The organism is Synechococcus sp. J7-Johnson (assembly GCF_024345795.1).
In the GTDB taxonomy this organism is placed as follows: Bacteria; Cyanobacteriota; Cyanobacteriia; order PCC-6307; family Cyanobiaceae; genus Regnicoccus_A.
This window is the reverse complement of the sequence record NZ_JAGQBU010000001.1, coordinates 84,909-103,238: the sequence shown is the minus strand read 5'-3', so window position 1 is coordinate 103,238 and position 18,330 is coordinate 84,909. Positions and strand designations below refer to the sequence as shown.

Below are 18,330 nucleotides of genomic sequence, written 5' to 3'. Positions count from 1 at the left end.
CGCACCCGCCACCCATGCGTCGCATCGCCCACGCCCTCGAAGCCCAGCTGCGCACGGCCCTGGAGCGGGCCTTTCCAGACGAGGTGGCAGAGGCGCAGCAGGCGGGCACCCCCCTCGATCCGCAACTGGCGCCAGCCAGCCAGCCGGAATTCGGTGATTTCCAGGCCAACGGAGCCCTGGCCTTGGCCCGGCGCCTGAAGCAACCGCCCCGGGTCATCGCCGGCGCCATCGTGGACCAGCTGGCCGCCGATTCGGCCTTCGCTGAGCTGTGCGAACCCGCCCAGATCGCTGGGCCTGGTTTCATCAACCTCACCCTTCGCCCTCGGACGTTGGCGGCGGAGCTGAGTGCCCGCCTGGGCGATCCCCGCCTGGGGGTGCCCACCGCGGCGGACGATCCCGTCCAGGCCAGCTTCGCTGAGGTGCTGGCTCCGGTGATCGTGGATTTCTCCAGCCCCAACATCGCCAAGGAGATGCACGTGGGGCACCTGCGCTCCACGATCATCGGCGACGCCCTGGCGCGGGTGCTGGAGTTCCGCGGCCATCCGGTGCTGCGCCTCAACCACGTGGGCGACTGGGGCACCCAGTTCGGGATGCTGATCACCCACCTCAAGCAGGTGGCCCCCGAGGCGCTCAGCACCGCCGATGCGATCGATCTGGGTGATCTCGTGGCCTTCTACCGCCAGGCCAAGGCGCGCTTCGATGCCGATGAGGCCTTCCAGGCCACGTCCCGTGAGGAGGTGGTGAAGCTGCAGAGCGGCGATCCCGTGAGCCGCAGGGCCTGGGACCTTCTCTGCGAGCAGTCGCGGCGTGAATTCCAGCTGATCTACGACCGCCTCGACATCGCTCTGAGCGAGCGGGGGGAGTCGTTCTACAACCCCTATCTGGAGGCGGTGGTGGCCGATCTGGCGGCCAGCGGGCTGCTGGTGACCGATGCCGGCGCCCAGTGCGTGTTCCTTGAGGGCGTGACAGGAAAAGACGGCCGGCCGCTGCCGCTGATCGTGCGCAAGAGCGACGGCGGCTTCAACTACGCCACCACCGACCTGGCCGCGATCCGCTACCGGTTCGCCGCGCCTCCGGAGGGGGATGGCGCCCGCCGGCTGATCTACGTGACTGATGCCGGCCAGGCCAGCCACTTCGCCGCCGTGTTCCAGGTGGCCCGCCGTGCCGGCTGGGTGCCCGAGGGAGGACGGCTGGAGCACGTGCCCTTCGGCCTGGTGCAGGGCGAGGACGGCAAGAAGCTCAAGACCCGCTCCGGCGACACGGTTCGGCTCAAGGACCTGCTCGATGAGGCGGTGGAGCGCTCCGAGGCCGATCTGCGCCGCCGCCTGGCCGAGGAAGAGCGTCAGGAAGACGAGGAGTTCATCCAGCTGGTGGCCACCACCGTGGGCATCGCCGCAGTGAAGTATGCGGATCTCTCAACCAACAGGATCACCAACTACCAGTTCAGCTTCGATCGCATGCTGGCCCTGGCCGGCAACACGGCCCCCTATCTGCTTTATGCGCTGGTGCGCGTAGCCGGCATCGCCCGCCGCGGCGGCCTCGGTGCCGGCGAGGGGGAATCGGCCGAGGGCTTCCCTGATCCCCTGGTGTTCAGTGAGCCCCAGGAATGGGCTCTGGTGCGCCAGTTGCTGCAGCTCGATACGGTGATTGCCGAAGTGGACGAAGAACTGCTGCCCAACCGTCTCTGCTCCTACCTGTTCGAGCTTTCCCAGGCGTTCAACCGCTTCTACGACCAGGTGCCGGTGCTCAAGGCCGAGGAACCGGCCAGGGGCTCCCGTCTGGCGTTGTGCCGCCTCACAGCCGACACGCTGCGCCTGGGGTTGGGTTTGCTGGGTATCCCCACGCTGGAGCGGATGTGAGCGAAATGTGGCGGCCGCAGCCAGCTGGGGCTCTCTCGGCCCGCCCCGAGGTTGAGGACCTGGTGGCCTATAGCGCCCCCTTGGAGGGGCGCCGCGGCCTGCTTCGGCTCGACTTCAACGAAAACACAGTGGGTCCAAGCCCGCAGGTGGTCAGTGCGATCCGCGCCATCCCCGCCGATCACTACGCCATCTACCCCGAGTACGACGGCCTGCGCGAGGCGTTGATCGGTGCGCTCGCCGCTGAAGCCGCTGCCGGGAGTGACGCGCTCATTCCCGCCCACATCGGCCTGTTCAACGGTGTCGATGCCGCCCTGCATGCCGTGTTCCATGCCTACGGCGCCCAGGGCGACCGGCTGCTCACCACCAGCCCCACCTTCGGCTACTACAGCCCCTGCGCCCGCATGCAGGGCATGACGATCGAGGCGGTCCCCTATCGGCTGCCCGGCTTCGGCTTCCCTCTCGAGGAGATCCGTGCGGCGCTGCTCGGTCCCGGTGGTGCTGGCGAACCCAGCGGCGACTGGCATCCGCCGCGGATCCTGCTGATCTGCAATCCCAACAACCCCACCGGCACCCGCCTGGCGCCTGAACGGATCCTTGAGCTGGCGGCCGCCGCGCCGCGCACGCTGGTCGTGGTGGATGAGCTCTATGAGGCCTTCACCGGAGACAGCGTTCTGCCACCGCTGCTGAGCCCTGCCGCGGCAGCACCCATCGCAGGCGGCATCTCGGATCCCTTCGCGGCCCATTCCAACCTGCTGGTGCTGCGCTCTCTGGCCAAGACCGCCGGTCTGGCGGGCCTGCGCATCGGCTTCGCGATCGGCGCGCCGCCCCTGGTCGACCGGATCAGCCGCGTCACCGGCCCCTACGACATCAACAGCTTTGCCGTCACGGCAGCCCGCGCCGCCCTGGCCGATCAGGCCTACACCGACGCCTATGTGGCCGAAGTGTTGCGGGCCAGGGAGTGGTTGCTGGAGCAACTCCAGGCTTCCGGCGTGCGCCACCACGCTGCTGGAGGCAACTACCTTCTGATCTGGCCCACCCTGTCGGCTGCCCAGGTGGAGGCTGAACTGCGAAAGGCGGGCATCCTGGTGCGTTCCATGGCCGGCAAGCCCCTGATCGATGGGGCCCTGCGGGTGAGCCTGGGCACCAGCGAGCAGATGGGGCGCTTCTGGGATGCCTATCAGGAGATCGAAGCGCTGATGGTCAGCGCATCACCTTGATCTGTGGCCCATCGCTCAGGGGCGCACTGAAGCTCACAGTGCGGCCCACCCGTTGCACAGGTGTGCCGCTCATCGCTTCCAGGAAGGGCTCGATGCTGCCCTGATCGCAGCCGCTTGGGGCACTCCCACTCACGTACTGCACTGGGATCACCCGCCGGGGTTCGAGCGCACGCACCACGGCAGCGGCCTCAGCGCCGCTGTACACCTTGGCGCCGCCGCCCACACCGATGATCAGCACATCGGGCTTGCCGATCAGCACCCGGTCTTCGGGACGAAGGGGCGCAGCAGTTCCGCCCAGGTGGGCGATCTCCAGGCCGCCCTGCTTCCAGCGCCAGAGCGTGGCCTGACCGAAGCGCCGTCCGCCGATGCGGTCATGGGGGATAGCGGCCCCCTCCAGCTTCAGGCCAGCCACCCGGTAGGAGCCGGGGGTCACCAGCATCCGGCCGGAGGCCACAGGGGCACCCTCATCGAGGAGCCGGCTGCTGGCCAGGATCACATCGGCGCGCACCCGCGGCTCCGCCAGGCCGGCAGCACAGCCCACGGCCTTGAAGGGGTTCACCAGCACGGTGGCACCACCGCCCTGGATCAGCAGGGCGCTGTGGCCGAAGCTTGTGACCGAGACCCCACCGGCGGCCAGGCCGGCGCCAGGCAGGCCCAGACTCACAGCAGCCATCAGGGACACGGCGCTCATGGCCGCTGTCCGGCGGCGTATGGGCCTGCTGCCTGTGCTGGAGGGGCCGTGGTGCGGTTGCCCTGATGCGGAGGCCATGCCAGCTGGTGCGCGCCGCAGGCGCTGATCGTGGCGCGAACCTAGCAGCGTTGGCATGGAGGCTTTCAGGAGGGAGTTCCGGTGAGGGGTCTGGCGCTGGGTTGCTGGTGCTGGGCCGCCTGGCGCAGGAAGTTGGCCAGCAGCCGGTGACCGTCCTGGGTGAGCACGCTCTCCGGGTGAAACTGCACGCCTTCGAGCGGGAAGTGGCGGTGGCGCAGACCCATGATCGTGCCGTCTTCCAGCCAGGCGGTGATCTCCAGCTCTGAGGGCAGGCTGGCCCTCTCCGCGATCAGGCTGTGGTAGCGGGTGGCTGTGAGCGGGCTGGGCAGGCCGGCGAACACCCCTTGTCCTCCATGCAGCACAGGGGAGGTCTTGCCGTGCATCAGCTCATCGGCTCGAACCACCCGGCCGCCGAACACCTGGGCCAGGCACTGGTGCCCCAGGCATACCCCCAGGGTCGGCACGGTTGGTCCCAGCTCCCGCAGCACATCGAGGCAGATCCCGGCCTGGTCGGGGTCGCCCGGGCCAGGTGAGATCAATATGGCCGCTGGCTCCAGGGCTCTGATCTGATCCACGCTGAGGGCATCGTTGCGCTCCACCCGCAGATCGGCGGCGATCGGGTGCTCCGTCGCCAGTTCACCGAGGTACTGCACCAGGTTGAAGGTGAAGCTGTCGTAGTTGTCGAGAACCAGGAGCATCAGGCCAGCCGCCAGGCCTCCATTCAAACGCCCAGGCGCAGGAGCAGGGGCGGCAGCAGCAGCAGGGCGGCGATCAGCAGGGAGGCAGCTGCGGCCACCAGCACGGCCGCGGCTGCGCAGTCCTTGGCGATGCGGGCCAGGGGATGGAAGCGGCGGCCGATGGCCAGATCCACCACCGACTCGATCGCCGTGTTGATCAGCTCCAGCACCAGGACTGCCGCCACAGTGAGCACCAGCAGTGCCAGCTGCTCGGTGCTCAGCTGCAGCCACACCCCGAGTGCGAAGACGCAGCCGCCGGTGATCGCATGGATGCGGAAGTTGCGCTGGCTTGTGAAGCCGTAGGCCAGGCCCTGGGCGGCATAGCGAAAGCTCAGCGGCAGGTCGCCGGCCACACGCCAGGCCCCACTTCGTTGGCCGCGCCCCCGTCGAGGGGAGTCGCTGTTCATGGGATCCGCCAGCGCAAGGAGCACCGGTTCAAGAGGGACCGGGTTAACCATGCTGCTTCCTCCTCCTTGCGTTCCGCCGCATCGGGCATCCGGGCTGAACGTTACCGCTGTCGTCCAGGGGGCTAGCTGCCGTCGCTACAGGCGGAGCCCAGCCAGCAGCTGATCCTGGCGGCGCAGCATGGCCTCCAGGCGGGCATCGTCGGGGTGGTCCCAGCCCAGCAGGTGGAGCAGGCCGTGGCTGGCCAGCCAGCGCAGCTCCCGTGCCAGGCTCACGCCCGCCGTCTCAGCCTGGCGGGCAGCCGTCTCCAGGGAGATCACGATGTCGCCCAGCTCCAGGGGCTCCTCTTGATCTGGCTCAGGCGCCGGCAGTTTCGGCATCGCCGGGGCTCCCTCCAGCCCCTCGTCCTGGGCGGCGAAGGCCAGCACGTCGGTGGGGCCTTCCTGACTCCGCCAGCTTTCGTTGAGCTCGGTCATTTCCCCGTCGCCCACCAGGCTCAGCCCCAGGCTGTAGGCCCTCGCCCGCAGAGATTCCGGCAACTCGGGCTGCATCTGCTCCAGCCAGGCCGCCAGCAGATCAAGCCACTGCCCATCAGCCCTGGCAGGGTCGGCGAGGGGGCCAGCCGCCTCCAGTAGCTTTTGGCTCAACTGCTCATCACAGCTGAAGGCCAGGTCGAGGCCAGGGCGACTAATCGAGGTCACTGAGGCAGGCTGGGCCGGCCGAACCAGGCCAGCAGCAGCAGAACGGCGCTGAATCCCACGGCGGTGAGGCCGAAATGAAGCAGGCTCTGGCGGCCCTTGCGCACCATGTTGCGCATCGCCAGCTTCACGAAGCTGGGCGGTGGGCTGGTAGCTCCCTGCGTGGGAGTGGATTCCGAGAGGTTGGCTTCGGCTGGGCTGGTGTCTGGGTTGCTGCTTTCAGTCATCGGGGCATGCGCAGGGCTCAGGCGGCCACATCGGCGGCGATCTCCACACCCTGGCGCAGCAGCGCCTGGATGAAGGGATCGAGGTCGCCATCCATCACCCCCTGCACATCGGTGGTTTCCACGGCGGTGCGCAGATCCTTGACCATCTGGTAAGGGTGAAACACATAGTTGCGGATCTGGTTGCCCCAGGCGGCCTCAACGATGTCGCCGCGGATGTCGGCGATCTCGGAGGCGCGCTGCTCCTGTGCGATCACCATCAGCTTGGCCATCAGCAGAGCCATCGCCTTCTCCTTGTTCTGGAGCTGGGAGCGCTCCTGGGTGCAGCGCACCGCCAGGCCGGTGGGCACATGCAGGATGCGCACCGCTGTCTCCACCTTGTTGACGTTCTGGCCGCCGGCTCCGCCGGAGCGGGAGGTGGTGATCTCCAGGTCCTTGTCGGGGATGTCGAGCTTGACCTCCTCGTCGAGCTTTGGCATCACCTCGACACCGGCGAAGCTGGTCTGCCGTTTGTCGTTGGCGTTGAACGGCGAGATCCGCACCAGCCGGTGGGTGCCCTTCTCGTTGCGCAGGTAGCCGTATGCGTAGCGGCCGTCGATCTCGATCGTGCAGCTCTTGATGCCCGCTTCCTCCCCTTCCGAGAGCTCATCCACGGACACCTTCATGCCGTGGTCCTCGGCCCAGCGGGTGTACATCCGCATCAGCATCAGGGCCCAGTCCTGGGCGTCGGTGCCGCCGGCGCCGGCATTGATCGAGATCACGGCGCCCTCCTTGTCGTAGATGCCGCTCAGAAGTCGCTCCAGCTCCCAGCGATCGAGCTCGGCCTTGAGCTTCTGCAGGCCGCCATTGGCCTCATCCAGCAATTCTTCGTCGGGCTCCAGGTCGTAGAGCTCGAGGATGGCGCGGGCATCCTCCACAGCGGTTCGCCACTGCTGCAGCTGCTCCAGCTGTGCCTTCACCTCATCGAGCTGGCGCATCTGCTTCTGTGCCTGCTGCTGGTCGTCCCAGAAGTCGGGCTGGGAGGCCAGCTGCTCCAGGTCCTGCTGACGCGCGTTCAGGGCCGGTACGTCAAAGACAGTCCTGGGCATGGCCCAGGCGGTCGGTGAGCTCGGAGAGGTCGCGCTTGAAGTCGGTGAGATCGAGCACTTGCTGCTGCCCAACGGTTTTCCCGACCGTATCAGCGGGACTGGGCCACTGGAGAGGCTTCTAGGATCCCGCCATTGCCGTGTAGTTGGTCGATTGTGGTGAACACACCGGCGAAGGTCGAGATCTATACCTGGCGGTTCTGCCCCTTCTGCGTCCGGGCCAAGGCCCTGCTCGATCGCAAGGGTGTGGCCTACGAGGAATACGCCATCGATGGCGATCAGGCAGCCCGTGCCGCCATGGCTCAGCGGGCTGAAGGCCGCTCCAGCCTCCCCCAGATCTTCATCGACGATCGGGGCATCGGCGGCTGCGATGAACTCCATTCCCTGGAGCGAGCTGGCCGGCTCGATCCGTTGCTGCAAGGGGCCTGAGGGTGCCGAGTCGCGCCGAGGCCGCCAGCCGCTCCCACCTCTTTCTCGTTGATCCGGTCCAGCGTCTGCGCCCGGGTAAAGACTCGAGCGTTGCCCTGATGCAGGCGGCCCAGCGTGCCGGCCATCAGGTCTGGATCTGCAGCCTGGCCGATCTGGCGGTGGAAGGGCAGCGAGCCGACGCCACTGAGCCGGGTCACCGCCCCACGGTGCTGGCCCAGGCCGCCCGCCTCGCCCAGATTCGCCCCACTGCGGCTGGTTGGGATATTCCCGAGCCGTGGGTGGAGCTGGGGGAACCTGAGCGGATGCCGCTCGACGCCTTCCCCTGGGTGTGGATGCGCAAGGATCCGCCCGTTGATGAGGCCTACCTCTACGCCACCCATCTGCTGGAGCTGGCCGAGCCAGCTGGGGTGAGGGTGCTCAACCGGCCGGCCTCCCTCCGGGCCTGGAACGAGAAGCTCGGTTCCCTGCGTTTCAGCCACCTGATGGCGCCAACCCTTGTGAGCGGCAACATCGACCAGCTCTCTGCCTTTGCCGCCGAGCACGGCGAGGTGGTGCTCAAGCCCCTCAGCGGACGTGCCGGTCAGGGGGTGGTGCGCAGCGAGGCGCGGGCGCCGGGATTACGGGCCCTGCTGGAGCTGGTAACCAACCAGGGCCAGCTGCCGGTGATGGCCCAGGCCTTCCTGCCGGAAGTGGTGGCCGGCGACAAGCGCATCCTGCTGGTGAACGGTGAACCGCTCGGTGCCGTGAACCGCCGCCCCTTGCCTGGAGAGTTCCGCAGCAACCTGGCTGTGGGTGGGGAGCCCGAAGCCACCTCCCTCACCGATGCCGAGCGCCGCATCTGTGCCGAGCTGGCCCCGGCCCTGCGCGAGGCTGGGCTTTTCTTCGTTGGCATCGATGTGATCGGCGACCGCCTCAGTGAGATCAACGTGACCAGCCCCACGGGCGTACGTGAGATCGAGCGGCTGGGGGGGGTGCCCCTGGCGGATCTGACCATCGAGGCGCTGCTGGCAAGCTGACTGAAACTCGAACTACTCTGCGGTTCAATCCTCCCGCGCGGGACCGATGATCTCCGATTCCCTTCCGCTCAACTCCCAGCAGGGCGACACTGTCACGAGCCAGGATGACGCCACGAAGGGGGCAAGTCGGCGGGCTGATCGGCTGATGACCGAAGAGATCGAGGATGCGGTTCAGCCCCTGTTCAAGGTGAATCGTGCACTTGGCTGGTGCCGGCTGCTGCTGTTGCTGCTGCCGGCCCTGGCCTGCCTCGTCATGTATATCCGTGAACCGTATCTGCCTTTGGCTGTTCTCTGGTTGCTGTCGGCGGCGGTGTTCTATGCCTTCGTGATGATCAGCACCCACGACATCAGCCATGCCAGCCTGCTCGATCTCGGCAGCGCTGAGCAGGCATTGGGATGCGCCCTGAGCTGGCCAGTGGCCTGGCCTTATCGCACGTACCGCAATCTCCATCAGCTTCACCACCGCATGAACGGGATGGATCTCCGCGATCCGGAACGACGTGAACCATCCGAAGAGGAACTGGCCAGGGCCGGTTGGTGGCGGCGGCTCCATTTCAGCCATCCCTTCTGGCTGAGCGTGCTGGTGCTAGGCGGCATCCAGTTGATTGGCTCCATGTTCTGGTTCGGCTGGAAGCTGCGCGATAGCCATTCGAGGCTGATGGGAGGCCTGGTCAGCGATGGGATCGGGATCCTGGTGGTGCAGGCCGCGATGTTCACCTGGGCGATCGGCCATGGCCAGCTGATCAAGTTGCTGTTGATGCTGGTGGTTGTGGAGCGGGTGGTGGGCGCTCTGATGCAGGTGCGCGGGATGATTGAACACCATGGAATCTGGAAGCGGTTTTCCACCTATGAACTCACCCAGCTCTACAGCTCGCGCAACATTGCAGCCAGTCCTCTGGTGAATCTGTTGATGGGAGGTCTGCCCCATCACTCTCTTCACCACGCCTACCCTTCCATCCCCTACGACAAGCTGCCCCAGGCCACACCCATAGCGGAAGCGGTGCTCGCTCGCAACGGTCATCCTCCCCTGCCGAAGCTCAACAGCTATGCGGAGGGCGTGGCTCTCCTGCTTTGATCGTTGGTTGGCTCAAGGCTCATCTGAGGTCTCAAGGCGGCTGGTCAGTTTCCCCTGATGGCCTGCACCCACCAACGGACCCCCACCAGCAGAAAGCGAGGGTTGCCCAGGAATTCAGGCAGGGTTCCCTCCACAGCGTGACCGGCGAACTGCAAAGCCCATCCGGCCAGGAACAGCGCCAGGGCAGGGACACCAAGTCCAGGCCACCAGATGGCCAGGGCCGCGACCACCAGGGAGATCACTATCAAAGGGATGCCGATGAGATGGCAGGAGCGGTTCAGAGGGTGGCGATGGCTCCGCTCATAGCGATTGATCCATTCGCTCCAGGGTTGTCCGTTCAGCATCGTGATCAGGGCGTCGAATCCTGGGAGGGTGGTTTGGCTACCGCCTCACGGCCAGACCAGGAGGAGAGGCTCTCACGGGCATGGTTGTAACCAGCCTCGAAACTCTGGAGATAACTTTTCCACTCCAGAAACGGAATGTGCCCAATCTCCGGCCTGAGAACAAGATCGGCTAACCGTTCCTGAGATTGGGATGTTGAATGGGAGGCACACATCATCGAATTGATCAGGGTTTTAGCCAGTGATGGGCGTCGCCGCTGGCGATCCGGACCATAGTTATTGGCAGAATCCGGCTCCACATCCAGCGACACCGCAATGATCCGTCCGTCGGTGAGAGCACGGGCTGGAGCGATCGGCAGATTGCTCAGGATCCCTCCGTCCACATGCAGGTGTCCTGTGGCATCTTCCACCGGCGGGAAGATCCCTGGCACCGACATGCTGGCCAGCACGGCGGTGGGGATGTCGCCGCTGGTCCAGCCCTGCAGCTGATTGGTGGATAGGTTGGTGGAGAAGCACTGCAGCACCAGCCAACTGTCTTCGATTCGCGAGGGGCCGAAGAAGGCCCTGAGTTCTCGTTCTGAATTGGCCAGGGAGAAGAGTGCTTGCCGTGGAAGGGTCAGTGAGTAGGGCCGTGAACGGATGATCACCCGCTCAAGGTGGCCAAGAATCTCCTCGGCCTTGAGATCGAATGCGGCCAGCGATGACACCAGCGCTCCGATGCTCACCCCCATCACCATGTCGATGTCAAGGGCCTTGCACTCCTGCAGTGCGGCGATTGTTCCCACATGGGCAAATCCCCTGGCCCCACCCCCGCCGAGCACCAGCACATTCTGACGACGCAGCACCGTTCGGGCCAGCCGCTGCAGATGGCTGCGCTGGCCGGATAGGACATTGAGCACGAAGGAGACGCGCCTGCCACCGCCCCAGGGTTTCGTGCAGGGGCGCTCCTGATCGCTCGGCCAGAGCCGGACCAGGATGCAATCCGCTTTGGTCGGATCGGGAATCTGGATGTGATCCGCAGTCCCGTCCGTGAGAATCACCAGGCGGTCGAGAAGCTTCTGATTACGGGAGCTCAGCAGCTCTGGAGCCTGTGTGAGGAACACCCGGCTCAATCCCGCTCCGGTGGCCTGGGTCAGTGCCAGGTGGAGGTCGGCTTCATTGGTGAAGGGGCTGAGAAGGGGACCTTCACCCAGTGAGATCTCACCGGCGCCAAGACTGATCAGTTCCTCAGGCAACCCCTCCAGGACCAGCTTGGTGAGGGGGGAGTCTGGGCTGGCGTTGTGAATCAGGATCGTGCCCAGGGCAGATCGCCGCGGGTCACGTCCGATCGAGGCCGCATCAGCCAGGGTTGTGATCAGCAGCGATTGGAGTTCTTCGGAGAGGGAGAGCAGCTGGCGCAGATTCTCCAGGTTGAAGCCAAAAACGTTCAGATCGGTGAGTGCGATCGCCGATGCGGACCGTGGCTCATCGCCCAGCAGTCCGTATTCCCCCACCAGATCACCGCGCACCACTTTCCGGAACCAGGCCGTGCTTGGGCTCAGGGGGCCGTTGAACAGTCCGAGGATGCCCGACTCGATCACATAGGCAAGCTTGGCGGCGTCCCCTTCCTGGAAAAGCAGCTGCCCCTCCAAGAGGCTGAGCGGAAGTGGATTCAGGGCCTCGAGGCACTCGGGCGGGATGGTACGGAACAGTCGGGAGCTGGCAAACACCTGCTGGAGGCGCTCCTCTGGGGACAGGTCGCTCATCCCCACCAGGACGCTCGCTCGCCCTGAGGTTGGCCACCCCGCTGGATTGGGGATTCGAGCGGAAGATTGAGCTGCTGCTGCAGGACCCCCAGCTTCAGTGCCACTTCCTGGAGTTCCTGCTCCGGCTCTGAGCCGCGCACCAGACCGGCGCCGGCGGTGAGTTCCAGCTGGTGGCCCTGCAGGCGACCACTGCGGATCGCCACTCTCAGCTCGGCATCGCCGGCACTGTCGATCCAGCCGATCGGTGCGGCGTAGTGGCCTCTCTCGAACGGTTCGAGGCTGCGTAGCCAGGCCATCGCCTCCCGCCGCGGCAATCCGGCCACCGCCGGGGTGGGATGCAGGGCCTCGGCCAGGGCCAGGGGCTGGTGCTCCATCAGGGCGGCGGTGATGGGGGTGTGCAGATGGACCAGCTTGCCGTGTCTGGCCAGTCTGGGGTGGCGGGGCCGCCGTGGCGTCAGTCCAGCCTCCGAGAGCACCCGGGTGATCGCTTCCACCACCAGTTCATGCTCGTGCCGGTCCTTGACCGAATGGGTGAGCTGCTCGGCCGGTGGTCCCAGGGGGGCGGTGCCTGCCAGGGCATCGCAGCGCAGCTGCCCCTGGCGCACCGCCAGCAACCGCTCGGGGGACGCTCCGATCAGGGCATCGCCGGGTCGCTGCTGCCAGAGGAAGCGGCAGCTGCCGGGTTGGTTGCTACGCAGGCGGGCCAGCAACTCCAGGGGCTCGAGCGGCTGATCCAGCCCCACCTGCTGGCGCACCGCGACCACCAGCTTGCGCAGGGCGCCGCTTTCCACCAGGCCCAGGGCCTGACGCACCGCCTCGCGGTAGTCGCTCTCCCAACAGGAGCGGCTGGTGATGCCCACCCCGCTGGTGCTTGGCAGACCGGCTTCGTCTTCGGCCGGCAGCCGGCTCAGCAGCTGGGCCCGCTCCCAGAGCTCCTCGGCCACGCCCCGGGGGGTGACCTCTCCGCCGATGCAGCGCTGCAGCCGCAGCCAGCAATGGCGTCCCTGACGGCTCAGCTGCCAGCGGGGCAGCACGGCCTGCACGCCGGCAACGGCGCCGCTGCCCTCCTGCAGGGGACTGTCGAAAAAGGAGAAGGCCAGCAGCACCCTCGGCCTGGCCAGGGGCGGAACGGTCTGGGGCTGTTGCCCCAGGCGGCTGAGGCTCATGGCGCTGAAGCGCTGGGCCAGTTCGAAACGCCTCGGTCCGCTCAGCTCCAGGCGGTGGGTGCTGCCGCTGGCCGCCAGACAGAGCCCGGGCGCGCCGTCCCAGAGAAAGCGGAAGCGTCCCCCGTCATCGAGGTGGGGGAGTAGCGCCAGGGGATCCCGGCAGGGCATGGGCAGCGCCAGGCTGAGTACGCCCTCGTCCTCCAGCTGCCGTGCCCCCTGGGCGGCGGCGGCGAGCAGTTCGGTGAAGGAGGGAACGACCTGCACCAGGACGATGGCGGCGGTGGCCAGGAAAGCTGCTCAAATGTATGGGTGCTTCCCGGTCCGCCGTCCCCGCTGCCCATGTCCGACCCCCAGGTCGTCGCAAGCCGTTACGCCGATGGGGACTCCGCCGGTGACCTGTCGCCCGGGGGGCGCTCTCACGACCCGTCCCGCCGCCGTCTCTGGAAAGCTGCGATCAAATGGCCGATGTATTCGGTGGCGGTGATGCCGGTGCTGCTGGCTGCGGGCTGGTGGACCGGCCAGGGCCAGGCACCTCGCCTCGATCAGCTGCTGGCTTTCCTGCTGGCGGCGGTGCTGCTGCTGGGCTGGGAGAACCTGGCCAACGATGTCTTCGATGCCGATACCGGCGTGGACCGGCTCGGCAAGCCCCATTCCCTTGTGAATCTCACCGGCCGCCGCGACCGGGTGGCCCAGCTCGCCAATGGTTTCCTGGCACTGGGACTGGCGCTGTTCGCCCTGGTGGCGGCCCGCAGCACTCCCTTGGTGCTGGCGCTGGTGCTGGGCTGCTGCGCGCTCGGCTACGCCTACCAGGGGCCACCCCTGAGGCTGAGCTACCGCGGCCTGGGCGAACCACTCTGCTGGCTCGCCTTCGGCCCGCTGGCCACCGCAGCCGCCCTGCTTGCGCTGGCGCCCACGGCCGGCGCCGGGCTGGTTGAGCAGGTACCTGTCGCTGCCATCCCATGGAAAGCGGCCCTGCTGCTCGGCAGCGGACCCGCCCTGGCGACCACCCTGGTGCTGTTCTGCTCCCATTTCCACCAGGTGGAACAGGACGCCAGCCATGGCAAACGCTCGCCGGTGGTGAAGCTGGGCACGGCCGGCGCCGCGGCCCTGGTGCCCTGGTTCATCGCCCTGAGCCTGGCCCTGCAGTGGGCACCGGTGCTTCTGGGGCGCTGGCCCCTGACGGCCCTGCTGGGGATAGTGGGCCTGCCTTCAGCCAGGGGCCTGATCCAGCTGCTGCGCGAGCACCACGACACACCTGAGCGGATTGCCGGCAGCAAGTTCCTGGCCCTGCGCTTCCAGGCATTCAATGGTCTGGGCCTGGCGCTGGGCCTGGCGATCGGCCCCTGGCTGCCGCTGTGATGACCCTGGGCCTGCACTGGCGGCCCTTTGAACTGACTCTGCCTTCGCCTCTTGTCACCGGTCGGGGCACCCTGAAGAGCAAGCGCGGCTGGCTGCTGAGGCTCAAGGTGCTGGCTGGGGGAGATAGGGGGCCTGCGCCGGTGCTCGATCAGGGCTGGGGGGAGGCGGCCCCGCTGCCGTCGGGCGCCGATCAAGGAGCTGAGGGCCCGGAGCTGGTCAGCATTGCCAGGGCCGTGGAAGCCCTGGGTCCCACGATCGAGTGCCAGGAGTTGGAGGCGCGCCTGCCGGCCATGCCGGCGGCGCTGGCCTTTGCCCTCGGAGCCGCCCTGGGCGAGATCCAGGGGCTGGTGGGGCCCGCCGCCGGGGGGTGGCTGCCGCCGCCAGCCTCTGCGTGGCTTCTGCCGGCAGGGCCGCCGCTGTTATCTGCCCTGGAGCGGATCCTGGATAGCCACCAGCACAGCCAGCCAGCTCAGCCCGGCGGTCTCCCCCTCACGTTGAAGTGGAAAGTGGCGGCTACGGATGACATTCAGGAGCGTCAGTTGCTGGAGCTGCTGCTGGAGCGCTTGCCGAGCGGGGCCAGACTCCGCCTGGATGCCAATGGGGGCTGGGCGCGCCCCACAGCTGCGGCCTGGGGCGCGCGGCTTGCCGCTGAGGCTCGCCTGGAGTGGCTGGAGCAACCGCTGGCTCCCGCCGATCGCGCCGGTCTGCTCGCCCTGGCGGCTGGCCCCCCGGCCCTGCCGGTGGCCCTGGATGAGTCGCTGGCGCAGGATCCGGGTCTGCGCCGCAGCTGGGGCGGTTGGCAGGTGCGACGGCCCTCCCAGGAGGGAGACCCCAGGCCCCTGCTGGCGCAGTTGCGGGCAGGGGTGCCCCGGCTGATGCTCAGCACGGGCTTCGAGACCGGCATCGGCCGCCGCTGGCTGAACCAGCTGGCCGCTCTCCAGGCAGGTGGACCCACCCCCGCGGCGCCGGGTCTGGCCCCGGGCTGGGGCGCCAGCGGCGATCTGGCCAGTTCCGACCCCGAGCTGGTCTGGGCGGCGGCCGCCGGGCGTTGGCTGGAGCCGCCAGAGTTGGCGTGAACGAAACCGCCACTGCGATGAGCCTCAGCAAGCAGGACACCCTGGCGGCCTCGGCCCCCTGGGTGGCCGTGGTCCTCAACCTGGTGCCGGGCCTGGGCACCGGCTACATCTATCAACGTCGCTGGCGGGCCTACTGGATCACCTCGGCCTTGAGCACCGGCTGGTTTGTGCTCGGCCTGGTGCTGGGCCAGCGGGATGGAGTGGAGCTGGGCTCCCAGGCCGATCCGCGCCAACAGCTTGTTGGTCTAATTGGCCTGCTGCTGCTCGCTGCTGTCACCGCTGTGGAGGCGGGGATGGCCGCCCGCCGCGCACTGCAGGACTGAACGCGGGATCGTCGCTGATGGGTTCTCCTCTGCTGCTCACCAGCGCCGAGCCGGCCGAGGTGCTGGTGGCACGGCTTGAGCAGGCCTGGCGTGAGCAGCGGCTGGTGGGCCTCTGCGCCGAGCAGGAGCAGGACCTGCTCGGCGCCGCTTTGGCCGGATCAGTCCTGAGCGGAGCCGGAGTGGTGGTGGGCAGTGGCGGCAGTGCCGGAGGTCGCCGCTGGTGCCTGCAGCCCCTGGCCCACCTGGAGGCCTCAGCTTGCGCCACTGGCCAGTGGTTGCAATCGATCGGGCTGGATCCCTCAGCGACGCTGCAGCTCAACCCCCTGCCGCTTCATCACGTCAGCGGTCTGCTGCCCCTGGTGCGCAGCCGGGTCTGGGGGACGTCCTGGCGCCGGCTGCCGCCGGAGCTGATGCGCCGGCCCGAGGATCTGGCGGCGGCGTTTCCCCTTCCAGCCGACCGTCCGGCGCTGCTCTCCCTGGTGCCCATCCAGCTGGAGCGGCTGCTGGCCGCAGCGGAGGGCTGCGCCTGGCTGCGTGGCTGCGCCGTGGTCTGGGTGGGAGGCGCGGCGCTATCCAGCGAGTTGGCCGCCCGGGCCCGGGCGGCTGAGATCCCGCTCTCGCCCTGTTATGGCGCCAGCGAAACCGCCGCGATGGTAGCGGCCCTGCCTCCGGAGCGTTTCCTGGAGGGGCATGGGGGGTGTGGCCGGGCGCTGGCCGATGTGGAGCTGCGGCTTGACCCAGGTGGTGCTCTGCTGGTGCGCACGAAACGCCTCAGCCCGGGCTGCCTGGAGGCCGGGCAGCTGCAGCCCCTGGAGCGGCAGGAGGGTTGGTGGTGCAGTGGCGATGGGGCTCGCTTCGGCCCCGCTGGGCTGGAAATTCTGGGGCGGTTGGATGGGGCGATCAGCAGCGGCGGTGAAACCGTCTTCCCTGAGCAGGTGGAGGCTCGGCTGATGGGCTGGGCCAGGGCGGAGGAGCTGCCCCTGGAACAGTTGCTGCTGCTGCCCTGCCGTGATCCCCTCTGGGGCGAGCGCCTGGTGGCCCTGGTGCGTCATGGCGGGGCCTCAGGGTCACCAGCGCCAGGGCCTGAGGCGTCCACCGCCACCACGGCGGCCCTCATCGCCCATTGCCAGCGGCTGGCCCAACGGCTTCCCCCCTCCCAGCGCCCCCAACACTGGCTGGCCTGCCCTGACCTTGCCCCCAACGTCCTGGGCAAGTGGGAGCGGGGGCGCTGGAGCCGCTGGCTGCTCCAGTCCTGTGACGGAGGAGCCGGCGCCGATGACGCTGCCGCTGAAGTCCGCTAAAGCTGGACAGTCGCGCCCTCTGAATGACCTCGTCCGCTGATCCGGAACTCTCCAACAAAAAGCTCGCTGCGGGGCTGCTGGGAATCTTTCTGGGTGCCTTCGGGATCCACAAGTTCGTGCTCGGCTACACCACATCGGGCGTGATCATGCTGGTGGTGTCTGTTGCCGGTGGTGTGGTCACCTGTGGCATCGCCAGTTTTGTTATGGGGGTGATCGGCTTGGTGGAGGGGATCATCTACCTCACCAAGACCCCAGAAGAGTTCAAGGCCACCTACATCGACGCCAAGAAGGAGTGGTTCTGATGGCTGGCCGCGGCCCCATCCCAGCGAAGGCTGGGACCCTCAATCTGCGGGCACCCGGGCTCTCCGGCCGCCTCGGCCTGACCCTGCTCATCGCTATGGCGGCCTCGGTGAGTTTCTCCCTGGCGGGGGTGGCGGTGGAGGATGGCTTCCATCCGCTCACCCTGGTGGCCAGCCTGCTCCCGTTGCAGCTGGCGGCCCTGCTCTGGGCGCTCTCCCGCAGGCCACCGATCCTCTGACTGGATCGTTAGGCGTCGGCTCCGGCCTTGATCCTGGGATCAGGACGCTGAAATCCCGCTGGCCGAGGCCTCTAGCCAGCGCTTGATCGGGCCGGGCAGATCGCAGCGGCGGCGACTGATGGGGTCGATGGCCACATGGCGGGTGAGCCCCAGGGCTGCAGGACGACTGGCCGCCTCCAGCTTGGTGAAGATGTAGCTCACCTCATACGATCCGGCATCGAGCTGTTGAGGGCTGAGGCTGACCGTCAGCCGGTCGCCGCACACCAGCGGGGCCAGGTAGTCGGCGCTGCAGTGCACGATCGGCAAGGCCGCTTGCGCAGAGCTGGAATCGGTACTGCCTGTGCAGGGGGCGTCCCAGCTGGGGCTGGGAAAGATGGCCGCGGATGGAAGGCCAAACGTTTCGAGACTCTCCTCATAGGCCTCATGGCACCAGCGCAGCAGCTGGTGGAAATGCATCACGCCGGCCGCGTCCGTGTCACCGAAGCGCACGGTTCGCAGGTGCTGCAGCCAGCCGGAAGGCGCCATGAAGGCATGCTGGCAGCCGTGCGGCCAACCGGCTCACCAAGAAAGCTCACCCAGATGGGAAGGCGGTGATGCCCAGGCCGTAGTGGAGCAGCAGCCGCAGGCTCCAGTAGCCCAGCAAGGCCGCCGTGGCGGTGACCACCTGCCAGCCCCTGAGCCAGTGGGGCACCAGATGACGCTGGCGGATCGCCTCGAGAGACCACACCACGAGGGCTGCGGCCGCGATCGGTCCGAACGCGTGCAGATCAAGTGCCTCAGACCACTGGCCACGCAGGCTGGCGCAGGTGGCGCGGGTGAGGAAGCAGCTGGGGCACGGGATGCCCGTGAGGGCCCTCAGCGGACAACCGAATCCTGGCAGGGCCGAATTGCCGCCCTTCAACCACATGTAGCCGGTCAGGCCAGCCGGCAGCAGGAAGCCGGCTTGACGCAGCCGGGAGAAGAACGA

General features: G+C 67.7%; 22 protein-coding genes. 11 read left to right on the top strand and 11 right to left on the bottom strand.

The window, feature by feature from the left end; all coding sequences use genetic code 11:
• Positions 1-14 precede the first annotated feature (14 nt).
• The gene (gene argS / locus KBY93_RS00610; protein ID WP_255092274.1) at positions 15-1,859 is read left to right on the top strand and encodes an arginine--tRNA ligase; all 1,845 of its coding nucleotides are present in this window, start codon (positions 15-17) and stop codon (positions 1,857-1,859) included.
• A 5-nt stretch (positions 1,860-1,864) separates the two neighbouring features.
• Entirely contained in the window at positions 1,865-3,076 is a 1,212-nt protein-coding gene (locus tag KBY93_RS00605) for a histidinol-phosphate transaminase (RefSeq protein WP_255092415.1), read from the top strand.
• Here the strand turns inward: KBY93_RS00605 and KBY93_RS00600 are convergent.
• From KBY93_RS00600 to prfB, 6 genes are all read right to left on the bottom strand, one after another.
• Entirely contained in the window at positions 3,060-3,767 is a 708-nt protein-coding gene (locus KBY93_RS00600; protein WP_255092273.1) for an MBL fold metallo-hydrolase, read from the bottom strand. The two genes, KBY93_RS00605 and KBY93_RS00600, sit on opposite strands and share 17 nt — an antisense overlap.
• Positions 3,768-3,910: 143 nt before the next feature.
• The gene (locus tag KBY93_RS00595; protein ID WP_255092272.1) at positions 3,911-4,543 is read right to left on the bottom strand and encodes an aminodeoxychorismate/anthranilate synthase component II; all 633 of its coding nucleotides are present in this window, start codon (positions 4,541-4,543) and stop codon (positions 3,911-3,913) included.
• Positions 4,544-4,566: 23 nt separating this feature from the next.
• Complete coding sequence (locus tag KBY93_RS00590; RefSeq protein WP_255092271.1) at positions 4,567-4,989, bottom strand: diacylglycerol kinase family protein; 423 nt, start codon at positions 4,987-4,989, stop codon at positions 4,567-4,569.
• Positions 4,990-5,124: 135 nt separating this feature from the next.
• Entirely contained in the window at positions 5,125-5,634 is a 510-nt protein-coding gene (gene ybeY, locus KBY93_RS00585; RefSeq protein ID WP_255092270.1) for an rRNA maturation RNase YbeY, read from the bottom strand.
• Positions 5,635-5,684: 50 nt separating this feature from the next.
• Entirely contained in the window at positions 5,685-5,912 is a 228-nt protein-coding gene (locus tag KBY93_RS00580) for a DUF3285 domain-containing protein (protein WP_255092269.1), read from the bottom strand.
• Between the two features lie 17 nt (positions 5,913-5,929).
• A protein-coding gene (gene prfB, locus KBY93_RS00575) for a peptide chain release factor 2 (RefSeq protein WP_255092268.1) occupies positions 5,930-7,055 on the bottom strand; the annotation gives its coding sequence in 2 pieces (ribosomal slippage) (positions 5,930-6,979 and positions 6,981-7,055; 1,125 coding nt in all).
• A gap of 98 nt (positions 7,056-7,153) precedes the next feature.
• Between prfB and grxC the strand changes: the two genes are divergently transcribed.
• Genes grxC through KBY93_RS00560 form a run of 3 tightly spaced genes read left to right on the top strand, consistent with a single transcriptional unit; the run spans position 7,154 to position 9,514 of the window.
• The gene (gene grxC / locus KBY93_RS00570) at positions 7,154-7,423 is read left to right on the top strand and encodes a glutaredoxin 3 (protein ID WP_094555199.1); all 270 of its coding nucleotides are present in this window, start codon (positions 7,154-7,156) and stop codon (positions 7,421-7,423) included.
• Positions 7,424-7,425: 2 nt separating this feature from the next.
• Positions 7,426-8,439, top strand: a complete 1,014-nt coding sequence (gene gshB / locus KBY93_RS00565) for a glutathione synthase (RefSeq protein ID WP_255092266.1) — start codon at positions 7,426-7,428, stop codon at positions 8,437-8,439.
• A 46-nt stretch (positions 8,440-8,485) separates the two neighbouring features.
• Positions 8,486-9,514: a fatty acid desaturase gene (locus KBY93_RS00560; protein WP_255092265.1), complete on the top strand. Its 1,029-nt coding sequence runs from the start codon at positions 8,486-8,488 to the stop codon at positions 9,512-9,514.
• Positions 9,515-9,558: 44 nt separating this feature from the next.
• Here KBY93_RS00560 and KBY93_RS00555 read toward each other — a convergent pair whose 3' ends face one another.
• The 3 genes from KBY93_RS00555 to KBY93_RS00545 are packed head-to-tail and all read right to left on the bottom strand — an operon-like array spanning position 9,559 to position 13,030.
• Positions 9,559-9,858: a DUF962 domain-containing protein gene (locus tag KBY93_RS00555; RefSeq protein ID WP_255092264.1), complete on the bottom strand. Its 300-nt coding sequence runs from the start codon at positions 9,856-9,858 to the stop codon at positions 9,559-9,561.
• Positions 9,859-9,863: 5 nt separating this feature from the next.
• On the bottom strand, positions 9,864-11,600 hold the full coding sequence (locus tag KBY93_RS00550) for a cyclic nucleotide-binding and patatin-like phospholipase domain-containing protein (protein WP_255092263.1): 1,737 nt from the start codon (positions 11,598-11,600) through the stop codon (positions 9,864-9,866).
• Positions 11,597-13,030, bottom strand: coding sequence for an isochorismate synthase MenF (locus tag KBY93_RS00545; protein ID WP_255092262.1), 1,434 nt, complete (start codon positions 13,028-13,030; stop codon positions 11,597-11,599). The genes KBY93_RS00550 and KBY93_RS00545 overlap by 4 nt, the downstream gene beginning before the upstream one ends.
• A 75-nt stretch (positions 13,031-13,105) precedes the next feature.
• Between KBY93_RS00545 and menA the strand changes: the two genes are divergently transcribed.
• Genes menA through KBY93_RS00515 form a run of 6 tightly spaced genes read left to right on the top strand, consistent with a single transcriptional unit; the run spans position 13,106 to position 17,363 of the window.
• Positions 13,106-14,125, top strand: a complete 1,020-nt coding sequence (menA, locus tag KBY93_RS00540) for a 2-carboxy-1,4-naphthoquinone phytyltransferase (protein WP_255092261.1) — start codon at positions 13,106-13,108, stop codon at positions 14,123-14,125.
• Complete coding sequence (locus tag KBY93_RS00535) at positions 14,125-15,201, top strand: enolase C-terminal domain-like protein (RefSeq protein ID WP_255092260.1); 1,077 nt, start codon at positions 14,125-14,127, stop codon at positions 15,199-15,201. The genes menA and KBY93_RS00535 overlap by 1 nt, the downstream gene beginning before the upstream one ends.
• 17 nt (positions 15,202-15,218) lie before the next feature.
• The gene (locus tag KBY93_RS00530; RefSeq protein ID WP_255092258.1) at positions 15,219-15,524 is read left to right on the top strand and encodes a hypothetical protein; all 306 of its coding nucleotides are present in this window, start codon (positions 15,219-15,221) and stop codon (positions 15,522-15,524) included.
• Between the two features lie 17 nt (positions 15,525-15,541).
• Entirely contained in the window at positions 15,542-16,825 is a 1,284-nt protein-coding gene (locus KBY93_RS00525; protein ID WP_255092257.1) for an AMP-binding protein, read from the top strand.
• Positions 16,826-16,848: 23 nt separating this feature from the next.
• On the top strand, positions 16,849-17,127 hold the full coding sequence (locus KBY93_RS00520) for a TM2 domain-containing protein (protein WP_094555159.1): 279 nt from the start codon (positions 16,849-16,851) through the stop codon (positions 17,125-17,127).
• A complete protein-coding gene (locus KBY93_RS00515; RefSeq protein WP_255092255.1) occupies positions 17,127-17,363 on the top strand; it encodes a hypothetical protein in 237 nt (78 codons plus the stop codon). The genes KBY93_RS00520 and KBY93_RS00515 overlap by 1 nt, the downstream gene beginning before the upstream one ends.
• 39 nt (positions 17,364-17,402) lie before the next feature.
• On the opposite strand, the gene KBY93_RS00510 is transcribed toward KBY93_RS00515, so the two are convergent.
• Positions 17,403-17,888: a thioesterase family protein gene (locus KBY93_RS00510; protein ID WP_255092254.1), complete on the bottom strand. Its 486-nt coding sequence runs from the start codon at positions 17,886-17,888 to the stop codon at positions 17,403-17,405.
• 46 nt (positions 17,889-17,934) lie between these two features.
• Positions 17,935-18,270 (bottom strand): DUF2752 domain-containing protein, encoded by a 336-nt coding sequence (locus KBY93_RS00505; RefSeq protein ID WP_255092253.1) that lies wholly within the window; start codon positions 18,268-18,270, stop codon positions 17,935-17,937.
• Positions 18,271-18,330: the final 60 nt, after the last annotated feature.

Excerpts from the sequence above, each read along its gene's own strand:
- argS (WP_255092274.1), top strand. The coding sequence starts at position 15 with ATGCGTCGCATCGCCCACGCCCTCGAAGCCCAGCTGCGCACGGCCCTG.
- KBY93_RS00605 (WP_255092415.1), top strand. The coding sequence starts at position 1,865 with ATGTGGCGGCCGCAGCCAGCTGGGGCTCTCTCGGCCCGCCCCGAGGTT.
- KBY93_RS00600 (WP_255092273.1), bottom strand. The coding sequence starts at position 3,767 with ATGAGCGCCGTGTCCCTGATGGCTGCTGTGAGTCTGGGCCTGCCTGGC.
- KBY93_RS00595 (WP_255092272.1), bottom strand. The coding sequence starts at position 4,543 with ATGCTCCTGGTTCTCGACAACTACGACAGCTTCACCTTCAACCTGGTG.
- KBY93_RS00590 (WP_255092271.1), bottom strand. The coding sequence starts at position 4,989 with ATGAACAGCGACTCCCCTCGACGGGGGCGCGGCCAACGAAGTGGGGCC.
- KBY93_RS00580 (WP_255092269.1), bottom strand. The coding sequence starts at position 5,912 with ATGACTGAAAGCAGCAACCCAGACACCAGCCCAGCCGAAGCCAACCTC.
- KBY93_RS00560 (WP_255092265.1), top strand. The coding sequence starts at position 8,486 with ATGATCTCCGATTCCCTTCCGCTCAACTCCCAGCAGGGCGACACTGTC.
- KBY93_RS00555 (WP_255092264.1), bottom strand. The coding sequence starts at position 9,858 with ATGCTGAACGGACAACCCTGGAGCGAATGGATCAATCGCTATGAGCGG.
- KBY93_RS00550 (WP_255092263.1), bottom strand. The coding sequence starts at position 11,600 with ATGAGCGACCTGTCCCCAGAGGAGCGCCTCCAGCAGGTGTTTGCCAGC.
- menA (WP_255092261.1), top strand. The coding sequence starts at position 13,106 with ATGTCCGACCCCCAGGTCGTCGCAAGCCGTTACGCCGATGGGGACTCC.
- KBY93_RS00535 (WP_255092260.1), top strand. The coding sequence starts at position 14,125 with ATGACCCTGGGCCTGCACTGGCGGCCCTTTGAACTGACTCTGCCTTCG.
- KBY93_RS00530 (WP_255092258.1), top strand. The coding sequence starts at position 15,219 with ATGAGCCTCAGCAAGCAGGACACCCTGGCGGCCTCGGCCCCCTGGGTG.
- KBY93_RS00525 (WP_255092257.1), top strand. The coding sequence starts at position 15,542 with ATGGGTTCTCCTCTGCTGCTCACCAGCGCCGAGCCGGCCGAGGTGCTG.
- KBY93_RS00520 (WP_094555159.1), top strand. The coding sequence starts at position 16,849 with ATGACCTCGTCCGCTGATCCGGAACTCTCCAACAAAAAGCTCGCTGCG.
- KBY93_RS00515 (WP_255092255.1), top strand. The coding sequence starts at position 17,127 with ATGGCTGGCCGCGGCCCCATCCCAGCGAAGGCTGGGACCCTCAATCTG.
- KBY93_RS00510 (WP_255092254.1), bottom strand. The coding sequence starts at position 17,888 with ATGGCGCCTTCCGGCTGGCTGCAGCACCTGCGAACCGTGCGCTTCGGT.
- KBY93_RS00505 (WP_255092253.1), bottom strand. The coding sequence starts at position 18,270 with ATGTGGTTGAAGGGCGGCAATTCGGCCCTGCCAGGATTCGGTTGTCCG.